This is a genomic window from Micromonospora sp. GCM10011541, assembly GCF_042650725.1.
GTDB classification, from domain to species: domain Bacteria; phylum Actinomycetota; class Actinomycetes; order Mycobacteriales; family Micromonosporaceae; genus Micromonospora; species Micromonospora sicca.
On sequence record NZ_JBHSBP010000039.1, the window covers coordinates 52,218 to 64,141 of the forward strand.

Genomic DNA, 11,924 nt, shown 5'->3' on the forward strand with positions numbered 1-11,924 from the left:
TCGCGGAGAAGCGGGGCCAAGGCGGGTGGGAGGGGCTCGACGGCTCGGCCCGGGACGGGGGCTCCTAGGGGACTGCTCCGGGGCTGGTAGGGGCTACGCTTCTGCCGTGATTGGCGTGCAGGGGAGCGGGAGCGACGAGCGGCTGCGTCGTATCGAGGCGGTCACCGACGCGACGCTCTCCCAGCTCGACGTCCACGACCTTCTCGAAGAACTCCTCGACCGGGTCGGGGAGGTGCTGCGGGTTGACACCGCCGCCATCCTGCTGCTGGATGTGCACGCCCAGCAGTTGGTGGCCACCGCGGCGAAGGGGCTGAAGGAAGAGGGCCGGCAAGGCTCGCGGATCTCCGTCGGCCAGGGTTTCGCCGGCCGGGTCGCACGGGAGAAGCAGCCCGTCAAACTGGACAACGTGACCGCCGCCGACGACCCGATCCTGTTCGGCAGAGGGGTCCGCTCGCTGTTGGGCGTGCCCATGTTGGCCGGTGGTGAGGTGATCGGCGTCTTGCATGTCGGCTGTCTGGAGCCGCACCGATTCACCAGCGAGGACGTGGAACTGCTGCAACTCGCCGCCGACCGGGCGAGCCTCGCCAGCCGCACCCGGGCCAGCAGCATCGACCGCACCGCTGCCCTGGCACTGCAACGCAGCCTGCTACCCACCCACCTACCCGACGCGCCCGGCGTGGACATGGCCGCCCGCTACGTGCCCGGCCACGACGCCGGCGTCGGCGGCGACTGGTACGACGTGTTCACTCTCCCCTCCGGCTGGCTGGGCGTCGTCATCGGCGACGTGTCCGGACACGGACTGCGCTCGGCCGTCGTGATGGGGCGTCTCCGCAGCGCGCTGCGCGCCTACGCCCTGGTCTGCGACGACCCGGCCGCCGCGCTCACGCTGCTCGACCGCAAGGTCCAGCATTTCGAGACCGGGAACCTCGCCACGGTCCTGTACGCGATGATCTCCCCGGACCGGGCCGCCGTCCAGATGTCCCTCGCCGGGCACCTGCCACCCATCCTGGGCACACCGGGACAGCCGGCGGTCGCGCTGGACATTCCCGTCGACCTCCCATTGGGTATCGGCGCCCATCAACCGCCCCGCCGGCGCACCGAGGTCGCGTTCCCTCCCGGGGCGGCACTGATCTGCTACACCGACGGGCTCGTCGAACGCCGGGGGGAAGTCATCGACGTGGGCATCGAACGGCTCTGCTCAGCCGTCGAACCAGGTCCCGCCGAAACGGTCTGTGCCCACATCATGACCACACTCGCCCCCGAACAGGCCACCGACGACATCGCCCTACTCGCCATCCGCGCAACCGACAAAGGGCAGTCACGCGAACCTGACGGGGCCCGGCGAGGCGGCGGGGTCACGCACCTCGGAGGCCGTGCATGAGCGTCACCGCCGCCACCAGGACGAACAGCTTCGTTCACCCGGCCCTCTTCTACGCCGACCGGGAGGAGTACCTGGCCGGCACGGTGCCGTTCATCCAGGCCGGCCTCGCCGCCGACGAGCCGGTCATGGTGGCCGTACCCGGGGACAACCTCGATCACATCCGCGCCGCGCTCGGCAGCGACGCGGACCGGGTCCAGCTGCACGACATGAGCGTGGCCGGGCGCAACCCCGGACGAATCATTCCGGGCGTCCTGCTCGCCTTCGCCGCCGCCCACCCCGGGAAGCGGGTACGCATCATCGGGGAGCCCATCTGGGCCGGCCGCACCGCTACCGAATACCCCGCCTGCGCCCAGCACGAGGCTCTGATCAACGCGGCGTTCGCCGGCCGGCAGGCCACCATCCTCTGTCCCTACGACACCAGTCGCCTGGACCCGAGCTGGCTCGACGACGCCCACCGCACCCATCCGCTCCTGCAGACGGGCAGCGCGGTGTGGGACAGCCCGCACTACGCCGACCCGTTCGCGGTGGCCGCCGGGTTCAACCTGCCGCTGCCGGACCCGCCCGCCCACGCGACCGCCGTCACCATCGACCTACCTGCCCTCCCGGCCATCCGCCGGCTCGTCACCGCCGAGGCGGCCGCGGCCGGCCTGCCGCCGGACCGAGTCGCCGACCTGACCCTGGCGGTCAACGAACTGGCGGCGAACACGGTCAGACACACCAACGCCGGCGGTGCCCTCGCGGTCTGGGCCGACCCCACGCGGCTGATCTGCCAGCTCACCGACACCGGGCACATCACGAACCCGCTCGCCGGCCGGATTCCGGTGCCACCGCAGCAGCCCGGCAGCCGAGGGCTCGTCCTGGTCAACCAGCTCTGCGATCTCGTGCGCGTCCACACCAGGCCCGGCGCCACCACGATCCGCCTTCACATGCACCGCTGACGCTCGTACCGCCGGTGCGGCCGGCCACACCCGGCCGCCGCACGCGTACCGGACGGCAGCTGGGCCCGGGCGCGGCCCGGGCCCAGATCCAGCCGTTCCTCCCTACTCGGTGACCGGCTGGTAGGACGCGATGATCACGCCGCTCTTCATGACCCTGCTGTCGGCCAGGCGGAGCGTCGTCCGCGCCTGGCTCAGCGGTGCGGTGACCGAGGGGCCGCCCTGGAAGACGGGGTGGATCCAGAACCGGACCTCGTCCACCAGCCCCGCCCTGAGCAGGGCGTGGGTGACCGCGCCGTAGCCGTACATCAGGATGTCCTTGCCGTTCTGGGCCTTCAGCTTGGTGACCTCCTCGACCAGGTCACCCTGCAGTACCTCGGTGTTGTTCCACTCCGGGTCGGTCAGGGTGGTCGAGGCGACGTACTTCTTGACGTTGTTGAAGTAGGCCGCGCCGGTGGTCGGGTCGCTCTCGTCCATCTTCGGCCAGGCGGCGGCGAAGCCGTCGTACGTGCGACGGCCCATCAGCAGCGCGTCGGCCGCGTCCGTCTGCTCGCCGGCGAAGGCCATCGCCTCCTCGTCGAAGAACGGCGCGGTCCACGCCGGGTTCTCGATGACGCCGTCGAGGGTGATGTAGGTCGAGTTGATGATCCTGCGCATGGCGTTCGCTCCTGGATGTCCGGGTCGGTCTTGGTGACATCCGGAACGTTGCCAGGGCCCACTTACGATTCGCTTCAGGTGCGCTTCTCAAGGTCGCCCGCGGCCACTGCCTCGCCGCTGCTCCCCCTGCTCGCCGCGCCGGCGGCGATCCTCCCGGACGGCGCTTCTGACACCTTGCAGCGTCGCGCCCGGTGCGAAGATCAGCGCATACCAGCGGTCCAGTGTGGCGTGCAGTTCGGTGAGCGTGGCGGTCGCCCGTTGGGTCTGCTCCCGGGAGATCCGCAGCTGCTCGCGGGCGGCCTGCGCCTCCGCCTCCAGCTCCGACACCCGCAGCCGCATCGGTTGCACCAGGGTCAGCGCCGCGTCGGTGAGCATGTCCGCCGCCTCGGCCTTGAACTTGCCGCGTTGTGCCACCACGGTGGCGATGGCGGCGACGCCACTGGTGCCGCCCAGCAGCCCGAGCACGGACAGCAGGACCTGGACCCACTGCGGGGCGCTGGTGGCGGCGAGCGACGGAGTCATCGGGAGCCGCCGATCCGGCTCTCGATGCGTGCCTTCTCGATGCCGCGGACGAGCCGGCGGAGGTCGAGCAGGATCTCCACCGCCCGCCACCATGCACCGACCGCCACCGCGATGATGAACGACGCCGCCGCGACCGCCAGGCGGCCGGACATCACCGCCATTGCGACGGCATACATGCCGGCGATGGTGCCGAGCATGAGCATCGACGCGAGCTCGATGCCGAGGCCGGTGGAGATCCTTCCCGGCCAGGAAAGCCCGACCAGTCCGGCGAGGCCGACCGCGATGAGCCCGAGTTCCCAGCCGATCCGGATCGGGGCCGGCATGGCCATCTCCACAGAGGGCGGTCGTACGTCGAGCGTGATCAACAGGGCACCGCACACGGGTGCGGTGGCCAGGACCGCGTTTTCAAACGGTCGCCGGTTACGCAGAATCCGCATGCTCGGACACCCCAGCTCCTGCATGTTGTGCTGCGGTACCCCGGAGAAGGTGCCGTCGGCTGCGGAGCCCGCGACCACACTGCCCACACTGAGGGACCTACTGCGGGGGATGGGTGTGACGACTCGCGTCGTTGGTGGCCGACACCTTCAGTCATACCACCGGCCCGCCCCGTCACCAACTGATGAGATCCGACATTTTCCCAGCTCAGCGCCCTTGTGCCGGCGCCTGGTGGGGGCCGACGCGGTCCGGCGGGCAACCGATGCCGGTGGGTTCTCCCGACGGGCTGGACAAGCCGGTGGATCGAGAACTGACATTCCACAACGAATCGGATACGTCCCGCTGCACTACTGACCCGAGCAGCTGCCGTGACTCGCTGGGACGCGCCAGCTCATCGCGGGTGGATCAGGCACATTCCGCCGGGAGCGGGCCCGTCCATGGCCGCCAACGCGTCGGGCACCTCGTGGAGGCCGATGGTCCGGGTGACCAGTTCGGCGGGGCGCAGTACGCCCGCGGTGACCAGCCGGAGCAGCTCCGGATAGGCGTGCGCGGCCATGCCGTGACTGCCCCGCAGCTCCAGCTCGAACGCGATCACGAGCTCCATCGGCAGGGCCGGGCGGCCCTGGGCGGCGGGAAGGAGTCCGACCTGCACATGCCGTCCGCGCCGCCGCAGGCTCTCGATCGAGGCGGTGCAGGTGCCGTGACTGCCCAACGCGTCGAGCGACAGGTGGGCGCCACCGCCGGTCGCCTCCCGGACGGCCGCGGCCACGGCGCCGGGGGCGGTGAGGGCACTGCCGTCCAGGCAGACGGCGGCCCCGCAGCTCCTCGCGAGCTCGAGCGCGCCGGGGGCGACGTCGACCGCCACCACCTGGGCGCCGCACGCCGCCGCGATCATCACCGCGGACAGCCCCACGCCGCCGCAGCCGTGCACCGCCACCCACTCGCCCGCGGCGACCCGCCCCTGGCTGACCACGGCCCGGAACGCCGTGGCGAAGCGGCAGCCGAGCGCCGCCGCGGCCGGATGGTCCAGCTCGTCGGGGAGCCGGACCAGGTTGACCTCGGCGTGCTGCACCGCCACGTAGTCGGCGAACGAGCCCCAGTGGGTGAAGCCGGGCTGCGTCTGCCGCTCGCAGACCTGCTGATCGCCCGCGAAGCAGGCGGGGCACTGCCCACAGGCGCAGACGAAGGGCGCGGTGACCCGGTCGCCGGGCCGCCAGCCGCGTACGCCGGCCCCGACCGCCGCGACGACACCGGCGAACTCGTGGCCGGGGACGTGTGGCGGGCGAATGTCGGGATCGTGTCCCTGCCAGCCGTGCCAGTCGCTGCGGCACAACCCGGTCGCCTCGACCCGGATGACGGCGCCCCCGGCCGGCGGCACCGGGTCCGGGACGTCACGGACCTCGGGTCGGGCACCGAACTCGTCGAAGATCACCGCACGCATGCGCCGCATCCTGACATGGTGCGGTCCGGCGGGCGGGCCCCACCCCCCGCCCGACCTGCGGCAATTGCCGTCAAGCGCCGGTCCGGCCCGGGCCGGCTCGGCTGAAACGGCTGGAACCGAAGGCGCGGGCGAGCCTCAGGCACCGCGGGCGAACAGGGCCAGGCGTACCCGGTTGGGGCTGTTGGTCTTGGTCATCAGGCTGGTGATGTGGGTCTTGACCGTGGTGACGCCGATATGCAGCCGGTCGGCGATCTCCGTGTTGGACAGGCCCTCGGCGACCAGGTTCAGCACGTCCTGCTCCCGGGCGGTCAGGCCCTCGGTCGGCCGCGGCGCCTCGGCGCGGGCGTGCACCGCGCGCTGGACCAGGCGCTGCAGCACCTCCTGGCTGAACGGGCTGTCGCCCGCGGCGGCCCGGCGGACGCCGTCCAGCAGGTCGGCGGGGGGTGCGTCCTTGAGCAGGAACCCGCAGGCGCCGGCGGTCAGCGCCGGGTAGAGGTGGTCGTCGTCGCCGAATGTGGTCAGCACCAGGACGCGGGTCGCGGGGCGGTCGGCGAGGATCCGGCTGGTCGCGGTGATCCCGTCGACGCCCGGCATGCGCAGGTCCATGACGACGACGTCAGGAACCAGCCGCGCGGCGAGGGAGATCGCCTCGCGGCCGTTGTCGGCCTCGCCGACGACCTCGATGTCGGGCTGGGCGTCGCAGAGCATGCGCAGGCCCGCGCGGATGAGGTGCTGGTCGTCGACCAGCAGGACGCGGATCATGCCGGCTCCGGCGTGTGTGGTCCGGCCGAGGTCTCTCGGTCGCGGGGGGCCGGCATGCCGGCCGGCGGTACGGGCGAGGCGGCCGGCGCGGGGCCGGGCCCGGGGACCGCGGCCGGGAGGACGGTACGGACCCGCCAACCCGCGCCGGTCGGGCCTGCCTCCAGCCGGCCGCCGAGGACCTCGACGCGCTCGCGCATGCCGGTGATGCCGTGGCCGCCACCGGGCGGCACCGCCGCCGGCACCCGGCCGCGCCCGTTGTCGGAGACCTCCCAGTGGACGGCGCCGTCGGCCACGGCAACCGACAGGCGCGCCAGCGCGGACGTCCCGGCATGCTTCGCCACGTTGGTCAGCGCCTCCTGGGTCAGTCGCAACACCGCCAGGCCACGGACCGCATCGAGCGAACCGACCGCCGGGTCGATGTCGGCCTCCACTGTGACACCGGCCTGGCGGGCCCGGTCGACCGCCGCGCCGAGCGCCGCCGGAAGCGCCGACGGCTCGATCGCGGTCAGCGCCGCGTCACCGCGTACCCCGTCGGGGTTGCGCAGGACCGCGACCAGCCGGCGTAGATCCGCCAGGGCCGCCGTCCCCGTGCCGTGCACGTCGTCGAACACCTCGCCCACCCGCGGATCCAGTTCGGTGAGCACGTGCCGGGCCACGCCGACCCGCAGCACCATCGACGCCACGTGATGCGCGACCACGTCGTGCAGCTCGCGGGCGATGGCGCTGCGTTCGTCGGCGCGCGCGGCGCGGCTCTCCGACTCGCGCCGGCGCTGTTCCGCCGCCGCCCGCTCCTCGGCCTGCCGGCCGAGTTCCCGGGTGGTCCGGATGACCAGGCCGAGCAGCAGCGGTACGCCGACCTCCAAGGTCAGCCCGAACACGCCGGAGAGGAACCGTCGGAACGGGTCGCCGATCGAGTCGGTCAGGTCGACCGTGGCCAGCAGCCCGGCGGCCAGCCAGATGATCCGCGGCCGGTGCGCCCACATGGCCAGCTCGAGCAACGCCCAGCTGGCGCCCACCTGGTTGATCGTCGTGTCGTCGACGATCTGGATCGCGACGGCCAGCAGCGCGGCCTGCCCCACCAGGTTGACCAGCGGCCGGCGGTGGAACACCAGCGCGACGGTGAACGCGACCACCGCGAGCACCCACTGGGTGACCGTCGGGGAGCGTCCGGCCTGGGTGCCGAAGACCAGATAGCCCACGCCGCTGAGGTCGAGCAGCAGCATCCGCACGGACGTGTCGCGCGCGTCGAACAGCCGTCCCACCCACCCCACCGGATCAGCCTAGGCGCTGCGGCTCGCGGGCCGGAACGGCGGCGCCAGCCGGCCGGCCGGCGAACCGCGCCGCGGTCATGCGGCCAGCGCCAGTTCCGGGCGGCGTCGGCGAGCCACGACCAGGCCGGCGGCGGTCGTGGTCGCGACCACCAGGGCCGCCACGGCGGCCAGGGTGAGCGCGTCCGGGCGCAGCAGCGGCTGCCCGCGCAGTGCCTGCCAGGTCAACAGCATCGTGAGTACGCCGTAGGCCCCGCCCGCCACGACCAGCAGCCGTACGCGGGTGTGCTCGTCCAGCCGCGTTCCGACGAACCGGCTCAGCAGGATCGCCAGGATCGGCAGCGCCTGCAGGGCGTGCAGCCCCACGAAGTGCCCGATCCGCAGGTCCCCACCGGTGGTGCTCCAACCGACCAGCGGCAGCCCGGGCCCCCCGTCCGGTACGCCCACGCTGTGCGCCCCGGCGACCCCCTCGATCCCCGTGTCCCGGCCGGCCACCATCGGTATTGCCGCCAGCATGCCCAGCAGCGACAAGCCGATCCCCAGCCCGACCGCGTACCCGCCGACCCGGTCCGCGATCGGCTGACGCAGGACCACGATCCCGATGACGAAGTGCGCGGCGAACAGCACCATGATCGACGCGCCCATCGCCTGCCACAGGGCGGCGTTCAGCGGGGTCGTCTCGTTGTAGTGGCTGGTCGTGCCGCGCAGCACCTGCCCGACGATCACCACCATCTCGATCACCGACATCGCGACGATGACCGTGCCCGCCCACTCCGCGATCCGGCTGCGTCGCGGCAGAAGGGAGAGCATCCAGGCGAGGGTGGCGCCGTACAGCACGAACGACACGGCGAACTTGAACGGCTTGAGCCAGATGGGCACGCCGGTGAGGACGCGCGGGTCGGCCACGATGCCGACCGCGGAGACGACGGCGAGCAGCGCCATCGCGGAGACGAAGACCATCAGGGGGCGGTGCCAGTGTGCCGCCCGGTGCAGTGCGCTAGTCATACCTGTAGATGCTCGTGAGCCGCCTCCCCGACCGCGTCCGACCGCGGGCCCCGGTTGCGGCCGGCGGTCGGAGCGTTGCCTCCTCCCTGGGGAGGAGGCGGCAGCCCGAGCCGGTGGAGGAGGTCGTGGTCCGCGTCCGCCGGACCTGGCGCGCCCGCTCCCACCTGATGCCAATAGCGCCCGGGGACCCAGGATCATCATCGGATGACCGCCGCGTGGCACGGCTCCGGTCCCTACCCACGGGAGCCGTCCGTACACCTCTGCCGCGGACGAGTGTTCGCCGCGGTGCCGGTTGCGGCCGGCGGCATGGTGGGCGGCGCCCAGGGTAGACCGAGTTCACCCGATACCAGGTGAGGTGGACGATGGCGGGATCATGGTTGCTCGGCGCCGGTGCCGACCTGCCGGGCGAACGGCCGAACGCCGTGCTGGTCGCGGTCAACCAGGAGGACGGGGCGGGCGACAGCGGTCCGGGTAGCGAGGTGTCCCTGGCCGAGCTGCGGCGGCTCGCCGACACCGACGGTCTGACCGTCGTCGACGCGGTGGTGCAGAACCGGCCCAGACCCGACCCCGCCACCTACGTCGGCTCGGGAAAGGTGGAGGAACTGGCCGCCGTCACCGAGCGGACCCAGGCCGACCTGGTGATCGCGGACGGGGAGCTGAGCCCCGGCCAGGTGCGCAACCTGGAGGAACGGGTCGGCGTGCGCGTGGTCGACCGCACTGCGCTGATTCTGGACATCTTCGCCGAGCACGCCCGCACCAGTGAGGGCCGGGTGCAGGTGGAGTTGGCGCAGATCGCGTACCAGTTGCCGCGGCTGCGGGACGGCGGCCGGACGATGTCCCGGGTCGGTGGTGGCCGGGTCGCCGGCGGTGCCGGGATAGGTGTCCGCGGTCCCGGTGAGATGCGACTGGAGACCCAGCGCCGGACGCTGCGCCAGCGGGCCACCCGGCTGCGGCGCAACGCCTCGGAGCTGGCTCGGCGGCGGGAGCGGACCCGGAGCCGAAGGGCCCGCAACCGGGTGCCGTCGGTGTCGATCACCGGCTACACCAACGCCGGCAAGTCCGCCCTGCTGAATCGGCTCACCGGCGCGGACGCTCAGGTCCGGGACGTGCTGTTCGCCACGCTCGACCCGACCGTGCGCCGGATCAGCACCGGCGAGCTGACCTACACCGTCATCGACACGGTCGGCTTCGTCCGGCACCTGCCGCACCAGCTCGTCGACGCGTTCCGCTCGACGCTGGAGGAGGTCAGCCGCAGCGACCTGACCATGCACGTGGTCGACGCCTCGGCGCCGGACGCGCTCGAACAGATCACCACGGTGCACGGGGTGCTGCAGGAGATCGGCGCCGGACAGGTTCCCGAGTTGCTGGTACTCAACAAGATCGACATTGCGCCGCCGGAGTGGGTCGACGCCCTGCGGCGGGTGTACCCCGAGGCGGTGGCGGTCTCCGCCCTGACCGGCGCCGGCATCGACGAGCTGCGGGCCGTCCTGGCTGCCCGGCTGGCGTGACGCCGACGGGAGAGCTGACGTCAGGCCTGCCGCCCCGGCTGCACCAATCCGCCACGGGACGGACCGGCGCGCAGGTAGGTGAGCACCGCCCGGGCCCCCGGGCCACCCGGGAGCGGATGGTGCCGACCGGGCAGCCGCACACCTCCGCCGCCTCGGCGTAGGACAGGCCGACGCCGTAGGCGTACCCGGTGTCGAACCGGACACGCTTTAACAAGATCAGGTCACTGTTGGGCGCTTGCCGCCGGCATGCGCCCCTTTAGCGGCTTTTGTGGCATCTAGGCACTCTGGTGAGTTTCGCTCAATATGCTCCAAAGCGACATCCAGTACTCGACCCAGGGGCTCCTGGCGGGTTCGTGCTGCCCGATCCGCACACCACGAGGACGCCGGACCGGCGTTCACCGCGGGGCGGCCGCGGGCCGCGACCGCCGGAACCCACGGAGATGCGTGAGATCCCGATGAAGGACGCGGAAACCATGGTCCTGCCCCGGCTCGGGCCGGCGGCGGTCAGTGTCGAGGACCCCTGGGGAGAAGACGAGGGCGCCGACCCGGTCGGTCCGCCGACGGACCCCCAGCGGTGGCGGGTCGCCGCCTGGCTGGTGCCGGCACTGCTGATGGGCCTGCTCGGCGTCGTCCGGGCCGGCGCACCCGGACTGCGGACGGAAGAGCTCGCCACCTGGGGCCGGGCCGCGTCGTCCTGGCGGGACAACTGGTCGATGCTCGGCTCGGACGATGTCGCCGTCGGGCCGTACCACCTGCTGATGCGCGCGTGGGCGGCGGGCTTCGGCACCTCCGATCTCGCCCTGCGCGTACCCTCCATCCTGGCCATGACCGCGGCCGCGGCGCTCGTCGGGGCGCTGGCGGCCCGACTGTTCGCGCCGGGGACCGGTGTCCTCGCCGGGGTGGTCTTCGCGCTGCTGCCGACGTCGGCGCGGTACGCGCAGGAGGCCCAGCCGTACGCATTGACCCTGCTCGCCGCGGTGCTCGCCACGTCCCTCCTCGTGGCGGCCATCGACCGGCCGAGGCACTGGCGCTTCGCCGGCTACGCGGGCGCGGTGGTGGTCCTGGGCCTGTGCAACGTCGTCGCGCTGCTGCTGCTCGTCGGCCACGGCTGGGCCGTGTTCGCCTTCCGGCGCACGGTCGCTGTCCGATGGCTGGCCGCCGCGTCCGTGGGCGCGCTGCCCGTGGCCGCCCTGCTCTGGTTCGCCACGCGGCACGGCGCGCAGATCGGCCCGGCCTCGCACCCGAGCCTGACCGCGCTGGCCGCGACCCCCCGGGAACTGTTCGGCGTCACCGCACTGGGGGCCGTGCTGCTCGCGCTCGCGTTGTTCAGCCTCCCGCTGCGGCACTCCGCTGCCATCTACACCGCCTGGGCGGTGGTGCCACCGCTCGTGTTGCTGCTCATCGCGCAGGCGACGCCGTTCTGGCGGCCGCAGTACCTGCTCTTCACGCTCCCGGCGTGGGCGACGCTCGGCGCGGTCGCGCTCGCCCGGGCGGGCACCCGATGGTCCGTGGGTGTGCTGGCGGCGGTCGCCCTGATCGTCGCGCCGGCCCAGTTGGCCGTGCGGGAACCCGATGGACATCAGCAGGCGACCCGTCAGCTCGCGGAGATCATCCAACCTCGGCTGCAACCCGGTGACGGCGTCGTCTACGGCTCGTCGGATTCGGGAGGTGGCGGGGTCGGCCGGAACGTGGTGGCGCACTACCTCCCCGCCGACCGCCGGCCGAAGGACCTGCTCGCCACGGCTCCACACCGCGTCGACGGTCGGCTTCCGGTGTCCGAATGCGCCGACGTCGCCAGGTGCCTGCACGGCGCGCGGCGACTGTGGGTGGTCCGCCTCGGCGAGCAGCCGGACCCGGTGCACGGCATCGGCGGCGCGAAGGAGCAGCTGCTCCGAAAGACGTATCAGGTGGCGCAGGTCTGGCGACCCACGGGGCTCACGCTGGCCCTGCTGGTGGACGAGCGGACCGACCTCTGACCGGTCGCCGCACCCGGGATCGGATGGCATGGTC

The 11,924-nt window shown here is 72.7% G+C and carries 11 protein-coding genes and 1 pseudogene; 4 read left to right on the forward strand and 8 right to left on the reverse strand.

The window, feature by feature from the left end; translation table 11 throughout:
* Positions 1-106: 106 nt before the first annotated feature.
* Both ACFOYX_RS15895 and ACFOYX_RS15900 read left to right on the forward strand, forming a co-directional pair.
* Positions 107-1,381, forward strand: coding sequence for a GAF domain-containing SpoIIE family protein phosphatase (locus ACFOYX_RS15895; protein WP_322441183.1), 1,275 nt, complete (start codon positions 107-109; stop codon positions 1,379-1,381).
* Complete coding sequence (locus ACFOYX_RS15900; RefSeq protein ID WP_322441184.1) at positions 1,378-2,319, forward strand: sensor histidine kinase; 942 nt, start codon at positions 1,378-1,380, stop codon at positions 2,317-2,319. Before ACFOYX_RS15895 ends, ACFOYX_RS15900 begins: the two co-directional genes overlap by 4 nt.
* A gap of 102 nt (positions 2,320-2,421) precedes the next feature.
* Here ACFOYX_RS15900 and ACFOYX_RS15905 read toward each other — a convergent pair whose 3' ends face one another.
* The 7 genes from ACFOYX_RS15905 to ACFOYX_RS15935 form a co-directional block, all read right to left on the reverse strand.
* Positions 2,422-2,973, reverse strand: coding sequence for a dihydrofolate reductase family protein (locus tag ACFOYX_RS15905; protein ID WP_322441185.1), 552 nt, complete (start codon positions 2,971-2,973; stop codon positions 2,422-2,424).
* An 87-nt stretch (positions 2,974-3,060) separates the two neighbouring features.
* Positions 3,061-3,495 (reverse strand): hypothetical protein, encoded by a 435-nt coding sequence (locus ACFOYX_RS15910; RefSeq protein ID WP_322441186.1) that lies wholly within the window; start codon positions 3,493-3,495, stop codon positions 3,061-3,063.
* On the reverse strand, positions 3,492-3,956 hold the full coding sequence (locus tag ACFOYX_RS15915; RefSeq protein WP_377534076.1) for a hypothetical protein: 465 nt from the start codon (positions 3,954-3,956) through the stop codon (positions 3,492-3,494). Before ACFOYX_RS15915 ends, ACFOYX_RS15910 begins: the two co-directional genes overlap by 4 nt.
* Positions 3,957-4,321: 365 nt before the next feature.
* Complete coding sequence (locus ACFOYX_RS15920; RefSeq protein WP_322441187.1) at positions 4,322-5,380, reverse strand: zinc-dependent alcohol dehydrogenase family protein; 1,059 nt, start codon at positions 5,378-5,380, stop codon at positions 4,322-4,324.
* A 126-nt stretch (positions 5,381-5,506) separates the two neighbouring features.
* On the reverse strand, positions 5,507-6,133 hold the full coding sequence (locus ACFOYX_RS15925; RefSeq protein WP_322441188.1) for a response regulator transcription factor: 627 nt from the start codon (positions 6,131-6,133) through the stop codon (positions 5,507-5,509).
* Positions 6,130-7,404 carry a histidine kinase gene (locus ACFOYX_RS15930; RefSeq protein ID WP_322441189.1) on the reverse strand — a complete coding sequence of 425 codons (1,275 nt, stop codon included), beginning with the start codon at positions 7,402-7,404 and terminating at the stop codon, positions 6,130-6,132. The genes ACFOYX_RS15925 and ACFOYX_RS15930 overlap by 4 nt, the downstream gene beginning before the upstream one ends.
* A 75-nt stretch (positions 7,405-7,479) precedes the next feature.
* Positions 7,480-8,406 (reverse strand): hypothetical protein, encoded by a 927-nt coding sequence (locus ACFOYX_RS15935; protein ID WP_322441190.1) that lies wholly within the window; start codon positions 8,404-8,406, stop codon positions 7,480-7,482.
* Positions 8,407-8,768: 362 nt separating this feature from the next.
* On the opposite strand from ACFOYX_RS15935, the gene hflX reads away from it, so the two are divergent.
* Positions 8,769-9,914 (forward strand): GTPase HflX, encoded by a 1,146-nt coding sequence (hflX, locus tag ACFOYX_RS15940; protein ID WP_109801369.1) that lies wholly within the window; start codon positions 8,769-8,771, stop codon positions 9,912-9,914.
* A 97-nt stretch (positions 9,915-10,011) separates the two neighbouring features.
* On the opposite strand, the pseudogene ACFOYX_RS15945 reads toward hflX, so the two are convergent.
* Positions 10,012-10,086, reverse strand: a pseudogene (locus ACFOYX_RS15945) (sigma factor-like helix-turn-helix DNA-binding protein); the annotation flags it as partial.
* Between the two features lie 268 nt (positions 10,087-10,354).
* On the opposite strand from ACFOYX_RS15945, the gene ACFOYX_RS15950 reads away from it, so the two are divergent.
* Entirely contained in the window at positions 10,355-11,890 is a 1,536-nt protein-coding gene (locus ACFOYX_RS15950) for a glycosyltransferase family 39 protein (RefSeq protein WP_322441191.1), read from the forward strand.
* The last annotated feature ends 34 nt before the right edge of the window (positions 11,891-11,924 follow it).